This window comes from Campylobacter magnus (assembly GCF_028649595.1).
GTDB classification, from domain to species: domain Bacteria; phylum Campylobacterota; class Campylobacteria; order Campylobacterales; family Campylobacteraceae; genus Campylobacter; species Campylobacter magnus.
This window is the reverse complement of the sequence record NZ_JAQSLK010000001.1, coordinates 365,064-390,474: the sequence shown is the minus strand read 5'-3', so window position 1 is coordinate 390,474 and position 25,411 is coordinate 365,064. Positions and strand designations below refer to the sequence as shown.

Below are 25,411 nucleotides of genomic sequence, written 5' to 3'. Positions count from 1 at the left end.
TTGCCCCACTAAAGCGAGCAAAATTCTAGAATTCCTAAGGAATTTGATTTGGGAATTCAAGTTTAAGGAATTCTAGTTTCGGGAATTTTAGATTTAGGAATTCAAGTTTAAGGAATTTTAGATTTTGCTTAAAAGATACCCCCTAACCCCCAGAAAACTAGAATTCCATATAGAGATCCTCAGCTCAAGCTAGGGGATGACATAGTAGGGAATTCTAGAATTCCTAAGAGTTTAATATAAAAGTAAAAAGTTGAAAAATAAATTTGTTTTAAAAATCGCTGAGTACATCATCACTGCTTTACTAAGACTGATATTTTTTACTTGTAAAAAGACCTTTAAAGGCGCACCGCCAAGTGAGCCCTTTATCTTGTTGTTTTGGCACGACCGCCTAGCTTTTATGCCGTTTTTGCGCCAAGATTTTATCCAAAAAACTTGCCAAAAAGACTTTTATGTAGTTATCTCTCAGCACGGCGATGGCGAGCTGATTACGCGCATTATTAGCCATTTTGGCATAAAAGCCGTGCGAGGCAGCAGCAAAAAAGGTGCTGTATCAGCCATGATAGCAGCCCTAAAAGTGCTAAAAAACGGCGATAATCTAGTAATCACCCCAGATGGCCCAAGGGGGCCTAGGCACTCTATTAGCGATGGCTGTGTAACTATACCGCAAAAAACAGGCGCAAAGCTAGTAGCAGTAAGCTATAGCTCAAGTAGTTCGTGGCATTTTAAAAGCTGGGATAGGATGGAGCTTCCTAAGCCTTTTTCAAAGGTTGAGTTTGTGATTGGAGAGGCTTTTAGCGTTGATGGGCTTGATCCCCATGCGGCAAAAGAAAAAATTGCGCAAGAATTTGCTAAAATAAAGAGTTTTTAATGCGAAATTTGATATTATCTGCGCCAAAAAATTTTAGGTTGGGACTGTGAGTTTTATTCGCTCTTTTATCAAAAACCTTTATGTGTGCGTATTTGTTGATAATACAGAGTGTTCTATCTTTGGTAAGTTTGTAAAAAATCAAAGCGATTTAGGCACTATTGAGGCTGATTTTGAGATAACTGAAAAGCACATCGATTTTAAGTTTAACGACTATATCAAAAAAAATACCAAAAAAGCCCACTCTACCTATGTAGCACTGCTGCTTAGCACTAAAAAGCAATGGGCTTTGCCGGTGGCTGATCGTGTGGGGTATAATCAATTTGGCGTAAATTATAATGAAGTTCAAGTAGTAAATATGCCAGGTGGTTGGAGTATTTTTATCTCAAATGATGAAATAGCAAATCAAACTAAGTTTTTAAATGGCTTAAAGCCTGATTTACTCTACTCGCCTTATGTACTGCTGTATGAAAAAATCTGCGAGTTTAGAGCTGATGATCGTATCACGCTGTATGTTTATGCTCAAGATACTAGCTGTACGATGATGGTCTTTGCTGGGCTGGAGATGCGCTATGCTGCATACTTTTGCGAGGGTGAAGAAGAAAAAATGGCAGAAGAAGACACAATCGCACCTATAAACATCGCTGATATCGATAATATCATCGCAAAAGAAGATGATAAGTTCTCAGCCTTAAATGCACTAAACGACCTGGATGATGATAATTTTGAGCTAAATGGGCAGTTTTGCGATATTACTAAGGTAGAAGATGTCGAGCGTAGCGGAGCTCAAATAGAAGAAAGTCTACAAAAAGTAGGCCGCAGCGGTAATATGCTAAATAATATCAAAGAAGCTATGAAAGAATACTACCGAAATCCGCTCTATCAAAGTGAGTTTATAGAAAAAATCGTGGTTTTTGATAGTCAAGATGTGCTTGATGAACAAAGCTTTATTGATGTTGTGGGGCATGAGATTTTTGTAGATTCAGCTGTGTTTAAGGTGGATCGCAACGAAGACCTACTAAGTATCATAAAAAGAGAGCTAAATCCATGACAAAGCACCCTCTTACTTATAGCTTTATTCAGCCAAAATTAAAGCCTATTTTATCGCTATTTAGCTTGATTTGGATATCGCTTATAGGCTTTATTAGCGTGGTTTGCTTGATTGTGAACTTTTCTATAAAAATACTTTCTTATAACCTAAAAGAAGCCACAAACGCAAATCAAGTAAGCTATGATGAGTATAACCGCAGAATAGTAATCATTAAAGAACACACCAAAAATCTAAGCGAACAGCAAGATGAGATTGAAAGTATTTTAGCTACAAACCAAGCATTAAAGCGAAGCTTGCAAAATATCTATGATATTGTGCCTGATACTGTTACGCTTGATTTTGTTAAGCTTGATAAAAACTCTTTAGAAATCCGTGGTAGGACGCCTAGCAAAGAGGCCTTTACCTTGCTTATGGAAGCACCGCTAAAAAGTATTTTTACCAAGACAAAAACCACATTTTACCAGCTGCCAAACGGCTGGCTGAACTTTACTAGCATTAGCACTAGCGAGGACTAAAATGATGACAAAAGACCATAGCCTAAAAGAAATAGATGTTTTAAAGCTTATTATGTATGTGCTGGCTTTTATTTTTGCTTTGGTGTTTTTTATCGTTTTGCTCATAATCCCAAGCATAAAAGAGTATAAAAGGCTAAAAATCCAAAACCAAGCTAGCATTGTGAATTTAAACAAAATTGAGCAGATCTACAAGAGCTACGCAGGCGCACTAAATGACTTTAAAATCAAAAATAGCAAGCTACTAAATGCTGCTGTGGCGCCCTTTGACGAAAAAGACTTTATTGAACAAGCAAAAAAATATTTTAGCGAAGTGGAGCTAATAAGCATACCAAATGATGATGGAGAAAGCATTTATAGGCTAAATACAGTTTCTACTATTTACTCTGCGCAAAAACTCTATGAGTTTATGGACTTTTTAAACGACTATAAAAACATCGTCGTTTTAGAATTCCCTGCAGAAGTAAGGGTAAAAAGACAAAGCCTAGAGAGCACAATAAATCTACAAATTTTCAAATCAAAACTTACTAATTAGCTACGGAATTCTAGGGAATTCTAGGGAATTCTTAGCTACGGAATTCTAAGGAATTCTAGAATTCCCTAGCTTGCCCCCTTGCTTTTTAGCACAGCAAATATCGTTTTTATCATAATCTCAAAATCAAAGAGCAGGCTCCAGTTTTTGATATAAAGCAGGTCTATTCTAAGGCGAGAGCGAAAGCTAGTGTTTGAGCGTCCGCTGATCTGCCATAGCCCAGTGATGCCTGGGCGAATTAGCAAAATCCCAGACAAAAAGCCCTTCATTTCGTGGCGTTCATTTACCATATAAGGTCTAGGCCCTACTAGGCTCATCTCACCTAAAAGCACATTTATAAGCTGTGGGAGCTCATCAAGGCTGCTTTTGCGCAAAAACGCCCCAAAAGCACTAATCCTAGGGTCATTTATAAACTTATGATATTTTGCGTAATACGCAGCCTCATCTGGATTTTGGCGCAAAAACTCATCCATAAAGCTCTGATCGCTTCTCATTGTGCGAAATTTCAAGCATTTAAAGACCTTGCCGTGTTGTCCTAGGCGGTTTTGGATGAAAAACACAGGCTCTTTAGGCTCTTTTAGCTTTAAAATTACAGAAATTATGAACATTACAGGCAGCCAAGCAGGACTAGTAACTAGCACCAAAAGCTTATCAATTAGGCTTTTTCTGCGCTGATTTTGCGGTAAAAAAATGGCTCTAATGCGTTTCTTTAAATATTTCATATTCTTTTTTCAAATATTCATTTATATTTTTTCTAAAGTTTTCATTGCTAAAAGTTTTAGCATAGGCACTTAGCTTTGCTGGGTCGTAATCAAGCTCAAAACTAGCTTTTATAGCCGTATTTAGACTGCTTTCATTTTGAGCGCTAAAAAGCACGCCAGAACTACCAAAGCCGCCTTTTTGCGAGCCCTTTACGCTCTCAGCCACGCCACCTTTATCGTAGGCAATAACAGGTGTGCCACAGCTCATAGCCTCCAAAGCAGCTATTCCAAAGTCCTCAACCCCAGCATACACAAAGCCCCTAGCGCTGCCAAGCAGTTTTACAAGCTCATCTTTGCTAACCTTACCAAGCAGTTCTACATTTGGTTTTGCGATAGCTTTTAGCTCGCTCATTTGCTCTCCATCACCTACCACCACTAGCTTTAAGCCACTTTCATTGAAAGCACGCACTAGCAAATCAGTCCTTTTATACCCCACAAGTCGCCCACAAGTGATGAAATAATCATCTTTTTTCTCTTGTAATCTAAAATCACCAGTGTTTACAGGCGGGTAGATTACAGCTGCGTCTCTGCCATAGATTTTTTTGATACGAGAGGCGATAAAGTGCGAAATAGCAATGATTTTGTCGCTTCTATTTGCACAGCTGCCATCCCAAATGCGAAAGCGATATAAAAGCTCAGCGATAAAAGGCCTTAAAAGCGCATTTTGTCCTTCTAAATACAGCTCTTTCATATCCCAAGCATAGCGAGTAGGGCTATACATGTAGCTGATGTGAAGCTGAGTGGCGTCTGTTAGAATATTTTTTGCTACGCAGTGAGAGGATGAGAGCACAAGCTCATATTCACGCAGGTCAATGCTCTCAATCGCTCTACTAAACAGCGGCAAATAATGCCTAAAAAAACGCTTAGCAAAAGGAAGCTTTTGGATAAAAGTAGTGCTAACAGTTTTGCCGCCAAGCACGAGCTGCCTATCATCAGCACTCATAAAATCCACAAGCGCAAAAATATCAAAATCATAGAGTTTGTTAAACTGCTCAATGCATCTCTCAGCACCGCTATACACATCAAGCCAGTCGCAAACCAAAGCCTTTTTTACATTTTCCATTTTTTAAATCACCAAGAGTGTAGTCTAGCATATTTTTGCTGATTTTTTCTAAATTCTAGCACTTAAAAAGGAATTCTAGAATTCCTAGGCTAAAAATTTTATTTTTTTTAGTAAAACAATGCTTTCAATGTGATTAGTATGCGCAAACTGATCAAAGAGCGCAAAATCTGTGATTTTATGCGTTTTTACTAAAAGATCTAAATCACGCCTTAAACTAGCCTGAGAACATGAAATATAAATGATATTTTGGAATTCCATCATTAGATTTAGCACGCTCTCATCACAGCCTGCTCTGGGCGGGTCAACCAAAATATGTGAAAAATCATAGCTACTAAGCTCTAAGTGTTTTAAGCGCTTAAACTCACGCTCTGCGCGCAAAGCCTTGGCAAACTCATCAGCGCTTAGCCTAGCAAATTCTAGATTTTTCACGCCGTTTTGCTCTGCGTTTTGCTTTGCTAGAGCAGTGCTAGCTTTGTTTATCTCAGTGGCTAAAGCCTTGCGAAAAAGCGGCGCAAGTGCCACGCTAAAATTACCATGCCCGCAGTAAAGCTCGCAAAGATCCTTTTTATCATGATTAGCAAGTTTTGAATACACGAAATTTAGCATTTTTTCATTAGCACTAGCATTTGGCTGGATAAAGCCATCAGGGCTGATTTTATAGCTTAGAGTTTTGGAATTCACAGTTATTTTTTGATTTAAAATCTCAGAGCCAAAGACAAGTTTTTTACCCTTTGAGCGAGCAATTAAGCTTATTTTAAGCTCGTTAGCTAGGTTTTCAAGCTCGGCTTTTATACTCTCTATATCCTTGTGATAAAGCAAAATCGCTAGCACTTCATCACTGCTAGCTACAAACTCACAGCCAAAAATACGCTCTTTTAAACTAGAATTCCTATTTATTTTTTCTAAAATCCTTGGCATTAGAGCTGAGATTTTAGTATCCACAATAGAGCAAGTCTCTATGATCACAGGCTTTTTATCCGCCCCATTCATAGCGTAATGAACTCCGCTCTCATCATGCCAGAGCCTAAACTCAGCGCGCGAGCGAAAGCCACTCTCATTTGTATCAAAAAAACAGCACTCACCAGCAAAACCGCAAGCCTGCCAAATACCACTAAAAAGCTCTTTTGTGCGGGCGATTTTTAGCTCTTTTTGGCTTTTGTAATCAAGCTCCAAAACACAGCTCGCACAAGAGCCAAAAGAGCTACAAAGCGCAGTATTCATCACTTGCCCTCAAAGGCAAATCCAGCCCAGCTTTGTGAAACTGGCATAACCTCTAAGTAGTTTATATTTACATGCTTTGGTAGGGCTACGATATCGCAGATTACCTTAGCAACATCATTTGCGCTTAGATATTTTGTGCCATCATACACAGCATCAGCCCTAGCTTTATCGCCTTTAAATCTAACTTCGCTAAACTCAGTCTTTGCGATACCTGGGGCTATTGTAGTAACTCTTATATCCTTGCCTTTTAGATCATTTCGCAAGGTGTGAGAAAAGAGCCGCACAAAAGCCTTCGTGCCGCCATAGACATGACTTCCAGGATATGGATAAGCCCCAGCCACTGAGCCAAGATTAAAGATTATTCCGCCACGCTCTAAGTGCGGTAAAAACGCCTTTGTGGTATAAAGAAGTCCTTTGATATTCGTATCAATCATAATCTCAAAGTCCTCTAAACTAGCGTTTTCAAAGCTTTCTTGCCCTAGGGCAAGCCCAGCGTTATTTACCAAAATTTCAATATTTTGCCACTGTTTAGGTAGGTTTTTTGCTACCTCAAACACAGCATTTTTATCACGCACATCAAGGGCGTAAACTAAGCTTGGATTTTTAAGCTCAGCTTGAAGCTCTTTGAGTTTTTCTAATCTTCTAGCACAGGCGATTACGGCAAATCCTGCGTTATCAAGCATTTTTGCTAGGCTTAGCCCAAAGCCAGAACTAGCCCCAGTTATGAGTGCGATTTTCATTTTTTCACCTTTTTTATAAAAATTTTTGCGATTATAGCAAGATTGCGCTATAATTTGCGAATTTTTTAGATTTTAAGGTAAATAATGGAATTTCAAATAAACGCAAAAGACGGCGCCGCAAGAGCTGGGGTTATCAAAACAGCTCATAGTGAGATTTTGACGCCTGTTTTCATGCCTGTTGGCACCTGTGGGGCGGTAAAAAGCCTTGATACAGATGACATTAACACGCTTGGCGCAAAGATAATCCTAGCAAACACCTACCACATGTATCTTCGCCCAGGCTCAGAGGTGATGAAAAAAATGGGCGGACTTCACGGCTTTACTGGCTTTAAGGGCTCGTTTTTAACAGATAGCGGCGGCTTTCAGGCCTTCTCGCTAAGTAGCAATTCAAAAGCAGATGAAAACGGCATAAAGTTTAAAAGCCACATTGATGGCAGCACTCACTTTTTTACCCCGACTTCTGTGCTAGACATGGAGTATGCTCTTTGTAGCGATATAATGATGGTCTTAGACGATCTAGTCGCCTTGCCAGCTGATATAAAAAGACTTAGCAAAGCAGTGGATCGCACACTAAAATGGGCAAAAATCAGCCTTGAATATCACGCCCAAAACTCGCAAAATGATGAAAAAATCGCTCGCCAAAATCTCTTTGCTATCATCCAAGGTGGCACAGACAAAGAGCTTCGCAAGCATTGCGCTAGCGAGTTAACTGATATGAGAGCTAAAAATGGCAGAGTCTTTGATGGGCTTGCTATCGGCGGACTTAGCGTGGGTGAGAGCGCTGATGATATGTATGAGTGCGTAGAAAACACTATCCCGCACACTGATGAGAGCCGTCCACGCTATCTTATGGGAGTTGGCACGCCTGAGAATTTAATAGAAAATATTTATCGTGGCGTGGATATGTTTGATTGCGTTTTGCCCACTCGCAACGCACGAAATGGCACGCTTTATACGAGCTTTGGCAAGCTTAGCATTAAAAACGCTCGTTTTGCTAGCGATGAGAGTACGCTTGATCCGCTTTGTTCTTGTCATACTTGCAAGCATTATAGCAGGGCGTTTTTACACCATTTATTTAGAGCAAAAGAGCTTACCTTTTACCGCCTAGCAAGCTTGCATAATTTACATTTTTATCTAAATCTTATGAGCGAGGCTAGAGCTGCGATTATACAAAAGCGCTTTGATGCTTTTAGAGCGAAGTTTTATAGCGATAGAGCAGGGGAATTTTAGATTTTGCCTTAGGAATTCTAGAATTCCCTACTATGTCATCCCTCAGCTTGAATAGGGGATCTCTATATGGAATTCTAGAATTCTCTGCGTCATTGCGAGGGAGTAAAGCGACCGAAGCAATCTCTAGGAATTCTAGATTTATTCTAGGAATTCTAGTTTTCTGGGGGATTAGGGGGTTTCTTTTAAGCAAAATTTAGAATTCCCCCAAAAACGCAGATAAAGCAAGAGAATTCTAGATTTTTACTGGGTTTTAGGGGCAGCAGCCCCTAAGGGTTTAGGGCGTAGCCCTTATAAAATTTGCGAGCTAGGCTAGATTTATCTAGCCTAAAAGCGAGCAAAAATCTAGAATTCCAAGAATAAATCTAGAATTCCAAGAATAAATCTAGAATTCCAAGAATAAATCTAGAATTCCAAGAATAAATCTAGAATTCCAAGAATAAATTTAGAATTCCTAGAGATTGCTTCGCTTCGCTCGCAATGACGAGAATTCTAGAATTCCTAGAGAGATTGCTTCGGTCGCTTTGCTCCCTCGCAATGACGGAATTTTAAATGAAATCCTCGGGTCAAGCCCGAGGATGACATAGTAGGGAATTCTAGAATTCCTAAGAATAAATCTAGAATTCCTAGGGGTAAAAATACCCCCGCACCTCCAAAAAAGCCAAAAAATTCTAAGGAATTTTATAAGCGCATTTTTAAGCATTTTTAAGCATTATCGTTTTAATTCATTTGTAGTTTGGAGCATAGCATCGCTGGTTGTGATCGCCTTTGAGTTTGCTTCGTAGGCACGCTGACCGGTGATTAGCTCGGTCATTTCCTCTACTAGCTGGACATTGCTCATCTCTACAAAGCCTTGTTTTATCTGTCCAAGTCCGTCTTGACCGGCTATTCCTATGATAGGCGCGCCGCTTGCGCCTGTTTCTAAAAATAGATTATCGCCACTTGAGTGAAGTCCGGCTGGGTTTATGAAGTTTACTATCTCGATTTGTCCTACTTGTTGCATTTCTTGCGCACCTGGCTGGAGCACGCTTACAGTGCCGTCTATACCGATAGCGATTTGCGTGGCATCAGCTGGGATTGTGATGTTTGGCACTAATTGTAGTCCGTCGTCATTTACGATATTTCCATCACTATCTAGCTTCCAAGCACCATTTCTTGTATAAGCTGTGGTGCCATCTGGCATTTGTACTTGAAAAAAGCCATTGCCAGCAATTACCATATCAAGGTTATTTCCAGTTTCTTTAAAATACCCTTGGCTGTGAATTTTTGTTATCGCCTGCGGACGCACGCCAAGTCCTACTTCGATGCCAGTTGGGTGCGTGGTAGTCGTGCTTGTAGGCGTGCCAGCATAGCTCATTACTTGATACATTAGATCGGCAAACTCAGCTCTATTTTTCTTATATCCCATTGTATTTACATTTGCGATGTTGTGAGAGGTAACATCTACTTGTGTTTGTTGTGCTATCATGCCAGTGGCAGCTGTAAATAGTGATCTTACCATATTTTATCCTTTTATTTAGGCTCTAATTGAGCCTAGTTTTGTTATTGCTTCGTTGTTCAGGTCGTTCATGTGCGTTGTCATTACTTTTTGGTAGCTCTCTACTAGGCGCTGGGTTTCGATGAGATTTACCATTTGCGTGACTGGATTTACATTTGACATCTGCACAAAGCCTTGGCGCAAGGCACCGCTATTTTCAGTGTCAGTTACATCCTCAGGGTAGGCTGGGATGTAGAGATTATCGCCCTCTTGCTTTAGCGTGCGAAGGTCTCTTGGCTGAGCGATATAGAGCCTGCCTAGCTGGACTTCATCGCCGTATACATCGCCATTTGGCGTGATTGCGATTTGAACATTATTTGGCACTTGGATGCCACGAGCGTTATCAGGCAGGGCTTCATAGCCTGCATTTAGCACTCTATAGCCCTCTTTTGTGACTATATAGCCATCAGGATCAAGGGTTAGTGCTCCATTTTTTGTTAGTCTAGTCTCACCAGCTGGAGTTTGGACGAGTAAAAATGCATCCTCACGCACGATAGCCACATCAAGAGCGTTTGTGCTAGCTTTTAAGCCACCTGCGCTAAAGTCCGTGTAGACATCATTGATATTTGGCACTCTATCTATGCTGCGAGCTAGGAACTTTGCGGCGTCTTTTGTGTGATTATCTAGTGGCAGCTCATCGCGCGTTTCTTTGAAAATCCGCTCAAAATCAGCGATAACCACATCTTGGCGTTTGTAGCCTATGGTGTTTACATTTGCTAGGTTTTGGGTGATTACATCAAGGCGGTTAAACTGCGTAACCATCGCACCTGTGGCTTGATAATAGCCGTTATTCATAAGCAAATCCTAAAATATTTTAGGCTTATCAAGCAAAATGTGTTCCAGTTAGTCGTGGGAATTCTAGAATTCCCTAGGAATTCCTAGGGAATTCTAAACTCGCGCTGTCCTTTGGGCTTTGCAGCAGCGGCAGTAGAAAGCTAGGGAATTTTGACGGAATTTTAGAATTCTTTGTGATGAGATTCTCGGGTCAAGCCCGAGAATGACACAAGGCAAGGGAATTTTGACGGCGATTTAATGAGATTGCTTCGGCTTTTTCAAAGCCTCGCAATGACGCAGAGAATTTTAGAATTCTCTAGAGCAGAGATTCTCGGGTCAAGCCCGAGAATGACACAAGGCAAGGGAATTTTGACGGAATTCTAGAATTCCCTAATTACTGAACCGTTCGCAAATATCCATTTGCGTTTAAGAATAGATATAGCTCGCCTAAAATCTGCTTTTTGGCTTTTTCGCTCACGCTATTTGAGGCTTCTATCCGGCGGTTTAGCTCGCTGCGGATAGCGTCTATATCGTAGTCTAGGTCATATAAAATATCCATTATGCTTTGGGCTTCTATTAGCTCTTTTATCTCATAGCCATTCTCAGTTGGCACGATTATAGCTTCTGTTGGGTGGGTAAAAAGATTGTGACTCATGCCAAGCACCTCTTGATACGCACCAACTAAGAAAAAGCCTAGAAAATACGGCTCTTTGCTGATATCTATATCGTGTAGGAAAAGCGGATTGTCCTTGCTATCAAAGCCGATTTCGCCGTCGCTATCGCAGGTGATATCCCAAATAGAAGCTGAGAGCGTAGGGCGCTCATCAAGGTGCTTAAGTGGAGCGATAGGAAAATGCTGTTTAAGCCCCCAAAAATCAGGCATGCTTTGAAAAATGCTAAAATTTACTAGATAGCGCTCTTGAATTTCGTTTTGGATGCGGCGAAGGTCGGCGTAGTCGTCCTTGTCATTTAGAATGCTAATTGTCTTTCGTACGATTAGATGGACGAGTATTTCAGCATTTGAGCGGTCCTCTAAATCTACATAGCCTAGATCAAAGAGCGTAAGCACGCTATCAAGGTGCGAGGTAGCATCGTGGAGATACTCGATTGCGTTGCTTTTATTTATGTTTGTGTATAGGTCGTGTAGCTCGCTTATGAGTGGTGGATTTTTCTTTTTTAGCTGGAGTTTTTTTTCGCTGTATTCTTGGCTAAAAAGCTCTAAAACAGGCGCAGTTAGCACAGCGTGGCTTGCTGCTACAAAGCGGCCGCTTTCTACGAATATATCAGGCACAGGCTCGTTTTTTTGCGCGGCTATGTTTTGAAGCAAAAAAACGACATCATTTGCGTATTCTTTTAGCGTGTAGTTTTTGGTCTCTTTGTGCTTAAACTGCGAGTATTCTATAGCTAGGCCGCCGCCAAGGTTGATAGCACTCAGGTTTTTTGCGCCCATTTTGCGTAGTTCTGCGTAGATATTGCCGGCTTCTTGTAGGGCTTTTTTTAGTGGGCCGATTTCTTTTATTTGCGAGCCGATGTGAAAGTGAATCATGTTAAAATGCTCTATTAGGCCATTTTTGCTAAGCAGTTTGACAGCTTCTATTAGCTCGGTTGATGTTAGTCCAAACTTTGAGTTTATGCCACCGCTTTTTGCCCAAATACCGCTGCCGCCGCTATGTAAGCGAATGCGCAGACCGATATTTGGCTTTGGTTTAAAGCGGTTTTTAGCAGTTTCAATTATAGTCTCTAGCTCGCCAAGACCTTCGATTGTGATAGTGATATTATGCCCCATTTCAGCTGCGATAAAGCCAAGATTAATAAGCTCCTTATCCTTAAAGCCATTTACCGTAATAGGCGAGCCAAGCTCGTTGTATGCCATGGCTAGAAGTAGCTCAGCCTTGCTTCCAGCCTCTAAGCCGTAGCCGTATTTTTTGCCAATTTCTACTAGATTTCCTACAAAGCCTGGGTATTGATTTACTTTTAGTGGATAGACAGCGCAGAAGTTGCCACCATAGTCAAACTCGCTCATAGCGGCTTTAAAGTTTGTATAAAGTTCGCTTATTTGTTTAGCTATAAGGTGCGGAAAACGCAGCAAAATAGGGCCTCTTATGCCGTCTTCACGGATTTTTTCTATCATGTCTTGTAAGGCTGGCTTGCTAGGTGTATTTAGACAGATTTTGCCTTTTTCTATGATAAAATCACCATTTGCCCAAATATTTAATCCATAATCATCTCTCATAATGCCCCCTTTAACTCGCTAATTTTAATGTGTTTTTCGCTTTTATTTTCTAGGTTTTTATACCAGATTTCGCCCTTTGCCTTCTCATCGCTGCCAAGACAGAGAAAGACTTTTGCGCCTTTTTTATCAGCTAGGCTCAAGTGCTTTGCTGGAGCTTTTGCCTCGTAGCTGATTTCTACTTTATGAGTTTTTCTAAGCTCACAGCCAAGTGCGAAAATCTCATCAATGAAAGTAGGTTCCAAGGCGCAAAGATAAATGCCATCACGCTGAGTGGCACTTTCTTTTGCGCCTAAAATTTCCATTATGCGCTCAATCCCCATAGCCCAGCCAACAGCAGGTGTAGGCTTGCCACCAAGCTCGCTAATTAACCCATCATATCGCCCACCGCCGATAACAGCTGCTTTTGCGCCTATTTCATCGCTTACAAACTCAAATGCGCTCTTACTATAATAATCTAGCCCACGCACTAGCCTATCATCTAGTTCGTATTCTACGCCAGCGTTTTTTAGCAGATTTTGGACTAGCTCAAAGTCCTTTTTACACTCATCATCAAGGCTATCAAGCACGCTTGGAGCATCTTTTAAAAGAGCCTGACATTTTTCATTTTTACAATCTAGAATTCTTAATATATTTGTATTTATGCGCCTAGCACAATCCTCGCAAAGCTCGTTAGCGCAGCCCTTTGCGTAGCTTTCTAGCTTTGTTTTAAACTCGCTCATACTCTCTTTATTTCCCAGCGAGTTTAGCTTCAAAGTAGCCTTTATGCCAAGCTCATCTAGAATTCTTTTTGCTAGTATGATGATAGCAGCGTCTTCGCGCGCGTCGCTTATGCCAAAACACTCTATGCCAAACTGATGAAACTCACGCTGACGACCACGCTGCGGTCGTTCGTAGCGAAACATAGAGCCATGGTAAAACCAGCGCTTTATGCCGCCAGCTTTATCAAGCTTGGCTTGTAAAAATGCTCGCACAACCCCAGCTGTGCCCTCAGGGCGCAAGCAAATGCTCTCTCCGCCCTTGTCGCTAAACTCATACATCTCTTTGCCTACTATATCGCTGCTCTCGCCAACTGAGCGGCGAAAAAGTGCGGTTTCTTCTAGCTTTGGTGTCTCAATAAAAGTAAAGCCAAAGTTTTGTGCTACCTTCGCACAAACACCTACCACACGCTCATACAAAGCCCCATCATTATCTAAAAAATCTCTCATACCACGAAGCGAGTTTATCATTTTTATTCCTTTATATTTAGTTCTTTTAGCCACTTAGTTTGTTTGAATTCTAGAATTTTAGAATTTTTTATTTGTGCTACTAGTTTAAAAGTATCGCTATTATCATAAATTCTAGCTTCATCTAGATACATTTTGCGCAGTGTTAGCGCAATGCGTGATGCTCTCATCTGCGTGGCAGGGTCTTTGTGATCACCTATGCTCCAAGCGATTTTACAAGCGTTTATGCGCCTGCCAAGGTCTATTGATTTGCTTACTAGCTCAAAGTAAGCAGTGGTCTTGCCAGCGCCATTTACACCAGCAAAAATGCTAGCCTTTGGAGTCATAAATTAGCCTTTATAAAATCAACTATTTTAGCATTTATCGCTGATATTTCATCATTTGCGTTTATTTCTATATAATTTAATTCAAGGTCTTTTAGCACAATCTCCATGTAGCCTTGAACTCTCATAAGATATTCTATTCCACGCTTTTCTATGCTATCGCTGCCGGCTCTTTTCATCAGTCTTTCGTGTATTAGCTTTTCATCAGCTTTAAAAAACACAAACTTAGCTTCAAAATCATTATTTAGAGCAAATTTATTAAGATAAACCAGCTCATCAATCGGGGCACTATCCGCGCCGTAAGCAATGCCAGAGACAAAGCCACGGTCGCTTAAAACAAGAGCATTTTTGTTTGGCGCAAGCACGCTAGCATAGTGCTGTGCGCGGTCAGCTAAGAACAAAAATAGCTCAGCCTTAGAGCAAATCTTACCTTTAAAAATCATCTCTCTAAGCTTTTTGCCAAGCTCAGTACCACCCGGTTCGCAAGTAGCAATGGCATCTTTAAACTGCTCTTTTAAAAGGGCTATTTGCGTGCTTTTGCCAACCCCATCAATGCCTTCAAAATACACTATCATTGCGCATTCCTAAGTTTTTTTATCATTTCATTTACGCTACTTGGCACAAGTGAGCTGATATCGCCATCGTGGCTCAGCACAGAGCGCACAATAGAGCTTGAAATAAAGGCATTTTGTAAGCTTGGCATAAAATATATAGTCTCAAAATCCTCCATTAACCTAGCATTTGCATAGCCGATTTGTAGCTCATACTCAAAGTCGCTAACCGCCCTTAGCCCACGCACGACGACATTTGTACCCTGAGCTCGCACGAAATCGACTAGCAAGTTATCAAAGCCTAGCACTTCAACGCCTTCAATGCTCATCGTAGCGATTTTTGCTAATTCAATTCGCTCTTTTAGGCTAAAAGCTGGGTTTTTGCTATCGCTTTTTGCCACAGCCACCACGACCTTATCAAACACACGCCTAGCTCGTTTAATCACATCAATATGTCCGTTTGTAATAGGATCAAAAGTCCCAGGATAAATACATTTCAAATTACACCTTTGATTTTTATAGCCCCAAATTTTACACAAATTTTGCGATATTTTTATAAGTTTTTTGAAAATTTTTACTAGGAATTCTAAAATTTTTTAAAAAATACCCACATAACCCCCAAAAAACAGCGCAAAAATCTAGGGAATTCTAGAATTCCTAGATTTTTAACTAGAATTCCCCAGACTAGAATTCCCTAGATTTTCAACTAGAATTCCTAGACTAGAATTCCCTAGATTTACTTTATCACGGCTTTATTTTTGGCTGTGATTTGCGCTTTTTGGCGAGCTGAACCCATGCGGATTTCTATTACATCGCCGATATTTGCATCAGTTGTGGCAATGCCTGTTGTTTGCACGCTCACCCCACCATCTCTTATTTCTACTATCAGCTCATCACCACGCAGCACATCTTTTGGGCTTAGGATATTGTTTTGGCGTATCGGCGCACCGGCTTTTATATTGTTTTTGGCTAGCTTGCCAGCTGGGATCTCTTTAAGCATGATTTGGTCGTAGTTTTGTATTTCTATTGGCAAGATTTTGCTATTTGCTTCGCTGATAGCTTCGTTTTTTGCTATATCAGTGGTGGCAAAGAGCACTTGCATTTGTGCACTCATCTCAAACTTGAAGTTGATATTTAGCCCAGCACCATCCTTGCTAAAAGTAGCTTTTGCGCCGCCTTTTGCGCCATTTATGCTTGTGATGATTATGTTTTCAAGTCTGTAGCTTGCGATATCGCTTGGCACATCTCTTGGCTGTTCTATGCTTAGAGCAAAGATAGAAATACCTGCAAAACGCTCACTAAGTTGCTGGCTTAAAGCTTCTTTAATCGTAATTGAAAAAGCGGTGGAAAATAAAAAAAGAAGTAAAAAAATGGAGCGGGAAACGAGAGTCGAACTCGCGACCCCAACCATGGCAAGGTTGTGCTCTACCACTGAGCTATTCCCGCAATTCAAATGTGAGTGGAATTGTAGCATTTTATTTTACCTTTGTCAATAGATTTTATAAAATTTTATCAAATTTTTTGCTTTTAGTTCGGCTGTGCCTGCTGGGATGACGGATATAGCGTTATTTCGCACAAGTGGCATTATCTGCGATGGACTAAATTTCCCAGCATTATAAGGACTAAAAACAGCTTTTTCTACTTTGCCAATTAGCAGATTATCCCTTGCAGGATTTAGCTTCACATCTTCGCTTAAAACTGCTTCATAGCTTTTATTCAAGCACTTTTGCTCGCCACAAAACCTACGCAAAATAGGCAAAACAAAAAGCAAGCACGCAGCGTAGGCTGAGAGCGGATTGCCAGGCAAGGCAATAGCGATTTTATTTTCACGCCTAAAAATCTTTGTTGGCTTTGATGGACGAAAGTTAATGCTATCAAGCAAACAAGAGAACTCAAAAGCTTCCAAACACTCTTTTGCATAATCAGCCTCACCCTTGCTAGCACCTGCTGTGGTGATGATTATATCATATTTTAGAGCTTTTTGTAGGGCTAGGCTTAGAGCGTCTTTGCTATCTTTTATTATACCTAAATAATCGCAAGCAAAGCCCTTTGTGCCAAGTAATGTGATGATGCCAGCGGCGTTTGCGTTGTAGATTTGATTTTGGCTAGCACTTTGCCAAGGCTCTTTTATCTCGCTGCCTAGGCAAAGTAGGGCGATTTTTGGCTCTTTAAATACGCTAATTTGGCAAATGCCCTGCGCTGAAAGTAGCATTAGCTCTTTTGCGCCTAGCTTTTTGCCAGATTTTAAAAGTAGCTCGCCACTTTTAACCTCCTCGCCTTTTAGCTTTCTAGCATTATCTTGCTTAGTATTTTTTGGCACTAGCAAAAAGCCACGCTCATCAAAGCTAGCATCCTCAAAGGCTACAACCGAGTTTGCGCCTTTTGGAAATTTTGCGCCAGTCATGATTTTAGCACACTGATTGCTTCTAAGCTCAAAACTAGGCTCATCGCCAGCAAAAACGCTACCTACAATCTCTAAAGGCTCATCTTTGCTAGCAAAATCAAAAGCATAACCATCTAAGGCTGAGTTATCAAAAAGTGGCAAATCACGCCTAGCAAAAATGTCTTTTGAACTCACTCTGCCAAAAGCCTTGAAAATGCTGATTGTCTCAGTATCTCTAAAGAATTCTAGATTAGAAATAAGATCAAAAACTTCACTAACTTGTTTCATGATTTCACTCGTTTTTTGTAAAAATAAATAGAACAAAGCACAAAAACAAAAAGGGCTAAGATAATTACTATATAATGCAAATACTCATCAATCAAAGCCTTATTTGCGCTAAAAAGCATTCCAAGTGCTACTAAAATTGCTACCCAAATGCCAGCCCCAAGGCTAGTAAAAACGCAAAAACGCCAAATATTCATCTTTGCTAGACCTGCTGGGAGGCTGATATACTGGCGAATTGCTGGCAAAAGCCTACAAGAAAAGGTTGAAATCTCTCCGTGTTTTTCAAAAAAATCTTCAAATTTTTTCATCTTTTTTTCGCTGATGCCTACGAATTTGCCATATTTTTCTACTAAACTTCGCCCAAAAAAGTAGCATAAATAGTAGTTAAATATAGCCCCTAAAAGCGAGCCAAAAATACCGCTAAGCACCGCCAAAACAGCACTCATCTGCCCCTGCGCTACTAGAATTCCAGCTGGTATCATCACCACCTCACTAGGAAAAGGGAAAAATGAACTCTCTAATGCCATTAAAAGCACGATTCCAGTGTATCCCCAGCTAGCTACCATATCTGTTAAAAAATTTACAATTGCATCCATTTTTACCTAACTTTGCTAAAAAAATATAAAATTTTTAAAAAAACGCCAAATTATAACAAAAATTGTGCTAATTTTGATAAAATAAACTTTTTTTAAACCCCTTAAAAGGCAAGCAAAAAATGGAGAGCTTTTTAATTGTTGAATATATAGGAATTATCTCAGCTAGCATTAGTGGATTTTTGTTTGCGGTGCGTAGGGCTTGCGATTTGCTTGGCATTTTTATCGCTGCTTTTCTTACAGCACTTGGCGGTGGGATTATGCGTGATGTGCTTGTGGGGCGTGAACTTTATAGCTTTACGCATTATATGCCAGTTTTGCTGGTGCTTGGTGCGATGCTGTTTTCAGCTGTGTTTGGACTTCACAAATCTAGTCGCAAGGGCTTAGAAAAAAGCCTTATTTTTATAGCAACTGACGCTATTGATGTAGTAAGCTTTTCTATCGTTGGGGCTGTGGTTGCGCTGGGTTTTGGGCTAAATATTTTTGGTGTGGTGCTAATCGCTTTTGTAAATGGCGTTGGTGGGGGAATTTTGCGTGATGTTTTATTAAATGAAATTCCTTGGCTTTTAAATACTGGATTTTACGGCACGGTTTCATTGCTTGTGGGGCTTATTTATTTTGGGCTTTATCATCTAGGCTTTGATGGCATTATTACGATGTTTGTGCTGTGTGCCTTTGGGGTGATTTTGCGCCTTATAGCATACTATAAAAACTGGCAATTACCAAAGATAAACTACGAAAATTAAAGGAGAAAAAATGCTAATGAAAAACTACGCTAGAGTTGATCTAAGCTTTGTAAAAGGCAAGGGCTCTGTGCTAAAAGACAGCCGTGGCAAAAAATACATAGACTTTGCTAGCGGTATAGGCGTGTGCTCTTTGGGTCATGGTCACAAAGGGCTTGCTAAGGTCATCTCAAAGCAGGCAAAAACGCTAATTCACACCTCAAATATCTACCGCATAGAACCGCAAGAACGCCTAGCGCATAAGATGAGCAGATTGCTTGGTGGGGATTATTCGCTGTTTTTTGGCAATAGTGGTGCTGAGGCAAATGAGTGTGCGATAAAACTAGCTCGCAAATGGGGCTACAAGCACGGCAAAAGCGGCATTATCAGCCTTGCTAATTCATTTCACGGACGCACGATTTCTACATTAAAGCTAACCGGACAAGATAAGTTTCACCCTGAGCATTTTGCGCCTTATCCTGAGGATATTAGCTTTTGTGCGAGTATAGATGAGATGATGACAAAGGCTACTGCAAACACAGCAGCTATCATCATCGAGCTAGTCCAAGGCGAGGGCGGCATAAATCCGCTTGATAAAACTGCGGTTAAAAATCTAGCTAGATTTTGCCAGCAAAATAAAATTTTGCTTATCACAGATGAGGTTCAGTGTGGCTGCTACCGCACAGGAGAGTTTGTTACAAGTAAGCTTTATGATATTCATCCTGATATCATTACCTTTGCCAAAGGTCTAGCTGGCGGCGTGCCGATAGGGGCTTGTGCGTGTAGGCATGATATTTTTGAGGCTGGCGATCATGGTAGCACTTTTGGGGGCAATTTTCTTAGCACCGCAGCTGCGCTTTTTGTGCTGGATGAGCTTGAGGGCATGCGTGAAAGTGGCGAGCTAGAGCAGAATATCAGGGCTTTTGAGAGTGGGTTAGAGAGCATTGCTAGCGAGTTTGGGGGCATCATCAAACGCCGCGTGGGGCTTGGGCTCATGCAAGGGCTGGAGCTAAAAGATGAGAGTAAGCTTGGAGAGATTTTTAACGCTGCTTTGGCTAATGGTCTGCTGATACTAAAATCTGGCAAGGCTACTTTGCGCTTTTTGCCGCCATTAAATATCAGCGCAAAAGAGATGAAAAAGGGCTTTAAAAGGCTTAAAAAAGCCATTGCTTCTGTGTAATTTTTTATAGGAATTCTAGTTTTCTGGGGGTTAGGGGGTATCTTTTAAGAAATTCTAGAATTCCCTAAACTAGAATTCCCTAAACTAGAATTTCTCCAAAAACGCAGATAAAGCAAGAGAATTCTAGATTTTAGTGGGGTTTTAGGGGCGGCAGCCCCTAAGGGTTCAGGGCGTAGCCCTTATAACATTTGCGAGCAGTGGGGCTTGCCCCACTAAAGCGAGCAAAAATCTAGAATTCCTAATCTAGAATTCCCAAACTAGAATTCCCAAATTAAAATTCCCTAATTAAAATTCCCTAAACTTGAATTCCTAAATTTCTTCATTGCGAGCGAAGCGAAGTAATCTCTAGGAATTCTAGATTTTATCTAGAATTCCTAATCTAGAATTCCCTAAACTAGAATTCCTTAAAAATACCCCCTAACCCCTAAAAACTCTAGAAATTCTAGAATTCCCTAAACTAGCATTAACTTCAAAAAGCTATTAGCGCAGAATTATGGCGTAATTATATGATTTTTTAGTTAATTTTTAAAACTCTTAGAAAAAATATTTATTTAAGAATATTTTTATAATTATTTTTTTATAATTCTAAAAATTTAAATTAAGGAGTGAAAATGAAGCTTATAACAGCGATTATACGGCCATACAAGCTAGAAGATGTTCGCAGTGAGCTAGAGAATATAGGCATAAAGGGCATCACCATAAGCGAAGTTCAAGGCTTTGGCAATACAAAAGGACATGCTGAAAACTACCGTGGCGTTCAGGTATTAGTAGAGTATATCCCTAAAATAAAGGTAGAAATCGCCTGCAGTGACGCTGAATACGAACGAACGATTGAGGCGATAATCAAAGGCGCAAAAACCGGCGGCATAGGCGATGGTAAGATTTTTGTAAGAAATCTAGAACAAGTGATACGCATTCGCACGGGTGAAAGTGGCGATGATGCTATCTAGCCTGTAGCAATTCGCCTCGCAGCTCATCTGCGACGAAAGCTCGCTCGTGCTTCACTGCGGCGCACGCTCAGTGCGCCTCATTCGCACTCACTTGCTTTCGCCACATCTGAGGCGCGATGCTAGAATTGCTATTTTGTCTAGTTTTACACTTTCTAATTTTAGACAAAATAAAAAATATATTTATAAAACTTTAAGGATAAAAAATGAAGCTTTTTGTAATTTTACTTTTAACATTCGCGCAGTGTTTGGCAAACCAAAGCACAGAACAAAGCCTAGCGCAAACTAGCATCATCCCAGCTGATACTGCGTGGATGATGGTAAGTTCTGCTTTTGTTTTGATGATGAGCTTACCAGGCATTGCCTTATTTTACGCTGGCATGACTAGAAAGAAAAATATTCTCTCAGTCATCATGCTAAACTTTGGCGCAATTAGCGTTGCTAGCGTGCTTTGGATAGCTTGTGGATATAGCATAGCTTTTGGTGGGGAAAATGCGTTTTTTGGTGATTTTAGCAAGGCTTTTCTTAGCTCTTTGGCTGTTGATATGAGCTCCCCCGCTGCGCCAAATATCCCTGAGAGCGTGTATATAATGTTTCAAATGACTTTTGCGATGATATCTTGCGCTATTATTACTGGCTCAGTCGTTGAGCGTGTGCGTTTTGTGCCTTTTATGCTTTTTATCGCGCTGTGGCTGGTGGTCGTGTATGCGCCTACTGCGCACTGGGTGTGGTCGCCGGCGGGATTTTTGGCTAATGATGGCGTACTAGACTACGCTGGCGGCACTGTGGTGCATATAAACGCAGGTATAGCAGGGCTCGTTGGCTCTCTGGTGCTAGGCGCTCGTGTGGGGTATAAAAAAGAAGCCATGCCGCCGCATAATCTAGTGCTAACAATGCTTGGTATATCGCTACTTTGGGTGGGTTGGATAGGCTTTAATGCTGGCTCAGCCCTTGGCGCAAATGCCCAGGCTGGTATGGTACTGCTCGTAACGCACGCAAGCGCAGCTAGCGGGGCTATAACTTGGCTGGTTTGTGAGCGCATTTTTTCTCAAAAGCCCTCAGCTCTTGGCTTTTGTTCTGGGGCACTTTGTGGGCTGGTTGCTATCACGCCAGCAGCAGGCTATGTAAGCACGCTCTCAGCGATGTTTTTAGCCTGCATTACCTGCGTTTGTTGCTTTTATTTTGTGGCGATTTTAAAGCCAAAATTGCGCCTAGATGACAGCCTTGATGCCTTTGGAATTCACGCTATAGGTGGCGCGATTAGCGGTGTTTTGGTAGCGTTTTTTGCCAAAGAGGGCGTAGAGGCTAGCTTAGAGGCGCAGGTTATTGGTGTGCTAGTAACTATCGTTTATAGTGGTGTGCTAAGCTGGGTGCTATTTTTTGTGGTAGATAAGCTCTTTACTCTTAGAGCTAGTAGCACAGATGAGCGAATAGGGCTTGATATCAGCGAACACAGCGAGAGACTATGCTAGGAATTCTAGAATTCCCTACTATGTCATCCCCAGCCCTTTGGGGGATCTCTATAGGGAATTCTAGAGCTCTCGTCATTGCGAGCGAAGCGAAGCAATCTCTAGGAATTCTAGATTTAGTTTTAGGAATTCTAGATTTTCTGGGGGTTAGGGGGTGTCTTTTTTTTTGGAATTCTAGAATTCCATAGCTAAATAAGGCGCACTATGTCATCCTCGGGCTTGACCCGAGGATCTCTATCTGGAATTCTAGAATTCCCTGCGTCATTGCGAGGCTTTAAAAAAGCCGAAGCAATCTCATTTATTAAGCCTTGAACGAGATTGCTTCGTCGTTCGTTTTACTCACTCCTCGCAATGACGGAATTTTCGCAATGACGGAATTCTAGATTATTTGTGATGAGATCATAGGGGCAAGTTGGGGGATGATAAAAGGTTTGAGATTGTCCGGTCAAGCCGGATAATGACACAGAGCGGTCAAGGCGGACAATGACATAAGTAGCTAGGGAATTCTAGAATTCCCTAGCTACTTAAGCTAAATATTTTAGCTTATGGTGTTGTTGTTGGTGGTGTTGTTGTTGTTGCTTCTTGATAAATGCTTATGCTTGAGCCGAGAGCTATTATGCCAGCACCATCTCTTTCAAGAGGAGTAACACCCGGTACTTTTGCATCAAGAAAAGCTTTTATAGGTTCTGCTTCTATAATTTCTGGGCAAATACCTTTGCCCACATTGTTGCGTACTTTGGCAATCTCAATGCAAACTGGTGTAGTGTTAGCTCTTACCCGAATCACTATACAGTCTGTGCCACCAGCTGATAAGTAAACTGCACCATCATCATCACCCTCAGTAACTTTAGTGTTACTTACAGGTCTGTTACGACTAAAATGTATAGGCACATTTGTGATATCTCCCCATTTTGCGTCAGTAAAGCTTCCTTTTACTGCATAGTAACTACTAAGATCACCTATTAGTGTGCGTATGTTGGCGACAGCAGCTGAGATTTCAGCGTCAGTTCTTGTGCTAGCTAGGCGAGGGATGGCTACGCTAGCTAGAATTCCTAAGATAACGATCACGAAGATCAACTCGATCATTGTAAAGCCCTTTTTCATGGCTAACTCCTTTGAATATTAAATGTATCCGCATTATACTATTCTAATTAATAAACTTTGCTTAAAATTTATTAAAGTTTTATTAAAGTATTTTTTTGTTGAAGTATTTTTGCTAGGGAATTCTAGAATTTATTCTAGGGAATTCTAGAATTTATTTTAGGGAATTCTAGACGGAATTTTGAACGAGATTGCTTCGGCTTTTTCAAAGCCTCGCAATGACGGAATTTTGGACGGAATTTTAGAATTCTTTTTTAGCTCGCTTTTGGGCTAGATAAATCTAGCCCAGCTCGCAAATTTAATAAGGGCTACGCCCTAAACCCTTAGGGGCTACCGCCCCTAAAACCCCGCTAAAATCTAGAATTCTCCCTTGCAATGATGGAATTCTAGACGGAATTTTGAACGGAATTTTGAATGAGATTGCTTCGCTTCGCTCGCAATGACGGAATTCTAGCAATGACGGAATTCCCTAAACTAGAATTTCCTAGATTTTTAAGTTTATTTTAATTGTTTAATCTTTTTTTTCTACTCAATTTTCTCAAAAAAGCCGGAGTTTTGTAGGGTTTTGGCTATTTGCTTTGTGTAATTTAGCATAAAATCATAGTCTTTTCTAAGCCCAAAAAGTCCTGTTTGCTCGTCTTTTAAATCTATATTATTTTTCTCTAAATAGCTTATAAAATCATCACAAAGCTCCTTTATATCACGCTTACCATCAAAAAGCAAGGCTAAATGTGCCTCATAAGGCTCAAGGCTTAAAATCTCGCCCATGTAGCCAGCAAGGCTGATTTTTGGCTTAGAAGTAGTGGCAAAATACTCTAAATATCCCCTTAAACTCTCTTTTAGCCTAGTTTTGCCCTTTTCATAAGCTGGGAATTCTAGTTTTTTTGCGCTGATCTCAACAGCACCTATAAAAACAAGCTGGAGCAATAAAGCGCAAATACTTTTAGGCTCAGTATTTATAGCGTCTGCTAGCTCGCTAATGCTAGCAAAGCTTGGATAAAAATTATTTAGAGCCTGCGCTAGGGCTTTTGCGCTAGTATTTAGCACTACGCTGCCATTTTTGGCTGTTATTTCGTGACGAGCTATATCAAAATCCCCTCTGTAATAAACGCTTTTAAGCTCTAAGCTCTCTAATCTGCCAAGCAGTGCGCTCTCACGTGCTTTTGCTAGCTTTGAGTGCGATAAAATAGCAGCTCTAAAACAGCGCATACTAAGAAAATCGCTGTATTGCTCGGCTTTTATCCTTTCGCTTAAGCTAGGGCGAAGCAAGACCTGATTCCTTGCGTCAAAAAAGCTAGCCGAGAGTGAGCTATCAAGCAAATAAGCAAGATCAAACTTGCTAGCGTGGGTGACAAACTGGCTTAAATATTTTGGGTCGTTTGAGAGCTCAAAATGCTCGTGCATAAGGTAAAAATCATCATAAAGCTCGCAGATGTCTTTTGCATGCTCTAAAAAAGCCTTGCTAAAAACTGCTCTTTGCTCGCTATTTTCATCAAAGCTGTTTGCGTAGCCTAAAAGTGCCTTTAGGACGCTTTTTGCGCGACTTAGTCTCTCATCATCACGCTCTAAATGTGAAGTGCTAAAAAGCATGAGATCACGCAAGATATCGCGCTGTTTCCAGCCTGGATAGGCATTAAAACTAACATAGGCTAAGCCATTTTGGCTAAGAGTTTTGCTAATAAGCATAAAAAGAGCGTCCTTTACTCTATCATCTACCCAGCTATAAAGCCCATGAGCGATGATATAATCAAACTTTCCTAGACTTTTTAATGCTCTTTCATCAGCTATGATTTCACAAATATCAGCTTCAAGGAATTCTAGATTTTTTGCGCCTATATCCTTGGCGATTTTTTGGGCTTTTTGGATGTGGACTGGACTGATGTCAATGCCTACAAACTCTGCACTAGGCGCATTTAATGCAGCATAAATAATATTTGCTCCAAAGCTACAACCTAGCTCTAAAACTCTACAACTCCCTAGCTCCTTACTTTTAAAGCCAAAAAGCGCACTAATAGCCTCTAAGCGCAGCGGCGAACTAGCCTTAAAAGCCCTACTAGTATATGGCGTGCTCTCATAAGTGGCTATTACTTTTTGCTTCATTTTTTGCCTTTTGTCTTA

General features: G+C 40.8%; 25 protein-coding genes and 1 tRNA gene. 9 read left to right on the top strand and 17 right to left on the bottom strand.

Going from position 1 to position 25,411, the window contains the following annotated elements:
- The first annotated feature begins 250 nt into the window (after positions 1 to 250).
- From PTQ34_RS01800 to PTQ34_RS01785, 4 genes are read left to right on the top strand one after another with little or no spacing between them, the layout of a single operon-like run.
- Positions 251 to 868 carry a lysophospholipid acyltransferase family protein gene (locus PTQ34_RS01800; protein ID WP_273931759.1) on the top strand — a complete coding sequence of 206 codons (618 nt, stop codon included), beginning with the start codon at positions 251 to 253 and terminating at the stop codon, positions 866 to 868.
- Positions 869 to 914: 46 nt separating this feature from the next.
- A complete protein-coding gene (locus PTQ34_RS01795) occupies positions 915 to 1,916 on the top strand; it encodes a hypothetical protein (protein WP_273931758.1) in 1,002 nt (333 codons plus the stop codon).
- Entirely contained in the window at positions 1,913 to 2,431 is a 519-nt protein-coding gene (locus PTQ34_RS01790) for a hypothetical protein (protein WP_273931757.1), read from the top strand. The genes PTQ34_RS01795 and PTQ34_RS01790 overlap by 4 nt, the downstream gene beginning before the upstream one ends.
- A gap of 1 nt (position 2,432) precedes the next feature.
- Positions 2,433 to 2,963 carry a hypothetical protein gene (locus PTQ34_RS01785; protein WP_273931756.1) on the top strand — a complete coding sequence of 177 codons (531 nt, stop codon included), beginning with the start codon at positions 2,433 to 2,435 and terminating at the stop codon, positions 2,961 to 2,963.
- A 65-nt stretch (positions 2,964 to 3,028) separates the two neighbouring features.
- Here PTQ34_RS01785 and PTQ34_RS01780 read toward each other — a convergent pair whose 3' ends face one another.
- From PTQ34_RS01780 to PTQ34_RS01765, 4 genes are all read right to left on the bottom strand, one after another.
- A complete protein-coding gene (locus PTQ34_RS01780) occupies positions 3,029 to 3,682 on the bottom strand; it encodes a sugar transferase (RefSeq protein ID WP_273931755.1) in 654 nt (217 codons plus the stop codon).
- Positions 3,657 to 4,784, bottom strand: a complete 1,128-nt coding sequence (locus PTQ34_RS01775; protein WP_273931754.1) for a glycosyltransferase — start codon at positions 4,782 to 4,784, stop codon at positions 3,657 to 3,659. The genes PTQ34_RS01780 and PTQ34_RS01775 overlap by 26 nt, the downstream gene beginning before the upstream one ends.
- 84 nt (positions 4,785 to 4,868) lie before the next feature.
- Entirely contained in the window at positions 4,869 to 6,005 is a 1,137-nt protein-coding gene (gene trmA, locus PTQ34_RS01770) for a tRNA (uridine(54)-C5)-methyltransferase TrmA (protein ID WP_273931753.1), read from the bottom strand.
- Positions 6,005 to 6,745 (bottom strand): SDR family NAD(P)-dependent oxidoreductase, encoded by a 741-nt coding sequence (locus PTQ34_RS01765; protein WP_273931752.1) that lies wholly within the window; start codon positions 6,743 to 6,745, stop codon positions 6,005 to 6,007. Before PTQ34_RS01765 ends, trmA begins: the two co-directional genes overlap by 1 nt.
- 84 nt (positions 6,746 to 6,829) lie before the next feature.
- Between PTQ34_RS01765 and tgt the strand changes: the two genes are divergently transcribed.
- Complete coding sequence (gene tgt, locus PTQ34_RS01760; RefSeq protein ID WP_273931751.1) at positions 6,830 to 7,975, top strand: tRNA guanosine(34) transglycosylase Tgt; 1,146 nt, start codon at positions 6,830 to 6,832, stop codon at positions 7,973 to 7,975.
- 709 nt (positions 7,976 to 8,684) lie between these two features.
- Here the strand turns inward: tgt and flgG are convergent.
- The 11 genes from flgG to PTQ34_RS01705 all read right to left on the bottom strand — a co-directional run bounded on the left by flgG (position 8,685) and on the right by PTQ34_RS01705 (position 17,877).
- Complete coding sequence (gene flgG / locus PTQ34_RS01755) at positions 8,685 to 9,473, bottom strand: flagellar basal-body rod protein FlgG (protein WP_273931750.1); 789 nt, start codon at positions 9,471 to 9,473, stop codon at positions 8,685 to 8,687.
- A gap of 15 nt (positions 9,474 to 9,488) precedes the next feature.
- On the bottom strand, positions 9,489 to 10,304 hold the full coding sequence (locus PTQ34_RS01750) for a flagellar hook-basal body protein (protein ID WP_273931749.1): 816 nt from the start codon (positions 10,302 to 10,304) through the stop codon (positions 9,489 to 9,491).
- A gap of 373 nt (positions 10,305 to 10,677) precedes the next feature.
- On the bottom strand, positions 10,678 to 12,516 hold the full coding sequence (gene speA, locus PTQ34_RS01745; RefSeq protein WP_273931748.1) for a biosynthetic arginine decarboxylase: 1,839 nt from the start codon (positions 12,514 to 12,516) through the stop codon (positions 10,678 to 10,680).
- Positions 12,513 to 13,742 (bottom strand): histidine--tRNA ligase, encoded by a 1,230-nt coding sequence (gene hisS, locus PTQ34_RS01740; protein ID WP_273931747.1) that lies wholly within the window; start codon positions 13,740 to 13,742, stop codon positions 12,513 to 12,515. Before hisS ends, speA begins: the two co-directional genes overlap by 4 nt.
- Positions 13,743 to 13,744: 2 nt before the next feature.
- Positions 13,745 to 14,065, bottom strand: a complete 321-nt coding sequence (locus PTQ34_RS01735) for a hypothetical protein (protein WP_273931746.1) — start codon at positions 14,063 to 14,065, stop codon at positions 13,745 to 13,747.
- Positions 14,062 to 14,637: a dTMP kinase gene (tmk, locus tag PTQ34_RS01730; RefSeq protein ID WP_273931745.1), complete on the bottom strand. Its 576-nt coding sequence runs from the start codon at positions 14,635 to 14,637 to the stop codon at positions 14,062 to 14,064. The genes PTQ34_RS01735 and tmk overlap by 4 nt, the downstream gene beginning before the upstream one ends.
- Positions 14,634 to 15,113, bottom strand: a complete 480-nt coding sequence (gene coaD / locus PTQ34_RS01725) for a pantetheine-phosphate adenylyltransferase (protein ID WP_273931744.1) — start codon at positions 15,111 to 15,113, stop codon at positions 14,634 to 14,636. The genes tmk and coaD overlap by 4 nt, the downstream gene beginning before the upstream one ends.
- A 236-nt stretch (positions 15,114 to 15,349) precedes the next feature.
- Complete coding sequence (flgA, locus tag PTQ34_RS01720) at positions 15,350 to 15,856, bottom strand: flagellar basal body P-ring formation chaperone FlgA (protein ID WP_273931743.1); 507 nt, start codon at positions 15,854 to 15,856, stop codon at positions 15,350 to 15,352.
- A gap of 128 nt (positions 15,857 to 15,984) precedes the next feature.
- Positions 15,985 to 16,059 (bottom strand) — tRNA-Gly (locus PTQ34_RS01715).
- 43 nt (positions 16,060 to 16,102) lie between these two features.
- Complete coding sequence (locus tag PTQ34_RS01710) at positions 16,103 to 17,284, bottom strand: molybdopterin molybdotransferase MoeA (protein WP_273931742.1); 1,182 nt, start codon at positions 17,282 to 17,284, stop codon at positions 16,103 to 16,105.
- On the bottom strand, positions 17,281 to 17,877 hold the full coding sequence (locus PTQ34_RS01705) for a DedA family protein (RefSeq protein WP_273931741.1): 597 nt from the start codon (positions 17,875 to 17,877) through the stop codon (positions 17,281 to 17,283). The genes PTQ34_RS01710 and PTQ34_RS01705 overlap by 4 nt, the downstream gene beginning before the upstream one ends.
- Positions 17,878 to 17,996: 119 nt before the next feature.
- On the opposite strand from PTQ34_RS01705, the gene PTQ34_RS01700 reads away from it, so the two are divergent.
- From PTQ34_RS01700 to PTQ34_RS01685, 4 genes are all read left to right on the top strand, one after another.
- Complete coding sequence (locus PTQ34_RS01700; RefSeq protein WP_273930814.1) at positions 17,997 to 18,620, top strand: trimeric intracellular cation channel family protein; 624 nt, start codon at positions 17,997 to 17,999, stop codon at positions 18,618 to 18,620.
- A gap of 10 nt (positions 18,621 to 18,630) precedes the next feature.
- Positions 18,631 to 19,776 (top strand): aminotransferase class III-fold pyridoxal phosphate-dependent enzyme, encoded by a 1,146-nt coding sequence (locus PTQ34_RS01695; protein ID WP_273931740.1) that lies wholly within the window; start codon positions 18,631 to 18,633, stop codon positions 19,774 to 19,776.
- 611 nt (positions 19,777 to 20,387) lie between these two features.
- The gene (locus PTQ34_RS01690) at positions 20,388 to 20,726 is read left to right on the top strand and encodes a P-II family nitrogen regulator (RefSeq protein ID WP_273930818.1); all 339 of its coding nucleotides are present in this window, start codon (positions 20,388 to 20,390) and stop codon (positions 20,724 to 20,726) included.
- Between the two features lie 203 nt (positions 20,727 to 20,929).
- Complete coding sequence (locus tag PTQ34_RS01685; protein WP_273931739.1) at positions 20,930 to 22,195, top strand: ammonium transporter; 1,266 nt, start codon at positions 20,930 to 20,932, stop codon at positions 22,193 to 22,195.
- A gap of 540 nt (positions 22,196 to 22,735) precedes the next feature.
- On the opposite strand, the gene PTQ34_RS01680 is transcribed toward PTQ34_RS01685, so the two are convergent.
- On the bottom strand, positions 22,736 to 23,296 hold the full coding sequence (locus PTQ34_RS01680; RefSeq protein WP_273931738.1) for a type IV pilin protein: 561 nt from the start codon (positions 23,294 to 23,296) through the stop codon (positions 22,736 to 22,738).
- A 522-nt stretch (positions 23,297 to 23,818) separates the two neighbouring features.
- On the bottom strand, positions 23,819 to 25,393 hold the full coding sequence (locus PTQ34_RS01675; RefSeq protein ID WP_273931737.1) for a class I SAM-dependent methyltransferase: 1,575 nt from the start codon (positions 25,391 to 25,393) through the stop codon (positions 23,819 to 23,821).
- Positions 25,394 to 25,411 lie beyond the last annotated feature (18 nt).

Bases quoted from the DNA above. Each gene is read 5' to 3' on its own strand.
- PTQ34_RS01790 (WP_273931757.1), top strand. From the start codon at position 1,913: ATGACAAAGCACCCTCTTACTTATAGCTTTATTCAGCCAAAATTAAAG.
- PTQ34_RS01785 (WP_273931756.1), top strand. From the start codon at position 2,433: ATGATGACAAAAGACCATAGCCTAAAAGAAATAGATGTTTTAAAGCTT.
- PTQ34_RS01780 (WP_273931755.1), bottom strand. From the start codon at position 3,682: ATGAAATATTTAAAGAAACGCATTAGAGCCATTTTTTTACCGCAAAAT.
- PTQ34_RS01775 (WP_273931754.1), bottom strand. From the start codon at position 4,784: ATGGAAAATGTAAAAAAGGCTTTGGTTTGCGACTGGCTTGATGTGTAT.
- trmA (WP_273931753.1), bottom strand. From the start codon at position 6,005: ATGAATACTGCGCTTTGTAGCTCTTTTGGCTCTTGTGCGAGCTGTGTT.
- PTQ34_RS01765 (WP_273931752.1), bottom strand. From the start codon at position 6,745: ATGAAAATCGCACTCATAACTGGGGCTAGTTCTGGCTTTGGGCTAAGC.
- tgt (WP_273931751.1), top strand. From the start codon at position 6,830: ATGGAATTTCAAATAAACGCAAAAGACGGCGCCGCAAGAGCTGGGGTT.
- flgG (WP_273931750.1), bottom strand. From the start codon at position 9,473: ATGGTAAGATCACTATTTACAGCTGCCACTGGCATGATAGCACAACAA.
- PTQ34_RS01750 (WP_273931749.1), bottom strand. From the start codon at position 10,304: ATGAATAACGGCTATTATCAAGCCACAGGTGCGATGGTTACGCAGTTT.
- speA (WP_273931748.1), bottom strand. From the start codon at position 12,516: ATGAGAGATGATTATGGATTAAATATTTGGGCAAATGGTGATTTTATC.
- hisS (WP_273931747.1), bottom strand. From the start codon at position 13,742: ATGATAAACTCGCTTCGTGGTATGAGAGATTTTTTAGATAATGATGGG.
- PTQ34_RS01735 (WP_273931746.1), bottom strand. From the start codon at position 14,065: ATGACTCCAAAGGCTAGCATTTTTGCTGGTGTAAATGGCGCTGGCAAG.
- tmk (WP_273931745.1), bottom strand. From the start codon at position 14,637: ATGATAGTGTATTTTGAAGGCATTGATGGGGTTGGCAAAAGCACGCAA.
- PTQ34_RS01710 (WP_273931742.1), bottom strand. From the start codon at position 17,284: ATGAAACAAGTTAGTGAAGTTTTTGATCTTATTTCTAATCTAGAATTC.
- PTQ34_RS01705 (WP_273931741.1), bottom strand. From the start codon at position 17,877: ATGGATGCAATTGTAAATTTTTTAACAGATATGGTAGCTAGCTGGGGA.
- PTQ34_RS01700 (WP_273930814.1), top strand. From the start codon at position 17,997: ATGGAGAGCTTTTTAATTGTTGAATATATAGGAATTATCTCAGCTAGC.
- PTQ34_RS01695 (WP_273931740.1), top strand. From the start codon at position 18,631: ATGCTAATGAAAAACTACGCTAGAGTTGATCTAAGCTTTGTAAAAGGC.
- PTQ34_RS01690 (WP_273930818.1), top strand. From the start codon at position 20,388: ATGAAGCTTATAACAGCGATTATACGGCCATACAAGCTAGAAGATGTT.
- PTQ34_RS01685 (WP_273931739.1), top strand. From the start codon at position 20,930: ATGAAGCTTTTTGTAATTTTACTTTTAACATTCGCGCAGTGTTTGGCA.
- PTQ34_RS01680 (WP_273931738.1), bottom strand. From the start codon at position 23,296: ATGAAAAAGGGCTTTACAATGATCGAGTTGATCTTCGTGATCGTTATC.
- PTQ34_RS01675 (WP_273931737.1), bottom strand. From the start codon at position 25,393: ATGAAGCAAAAAGTAATAGCCACTTATGAGAGCACGCCATATACTAGT.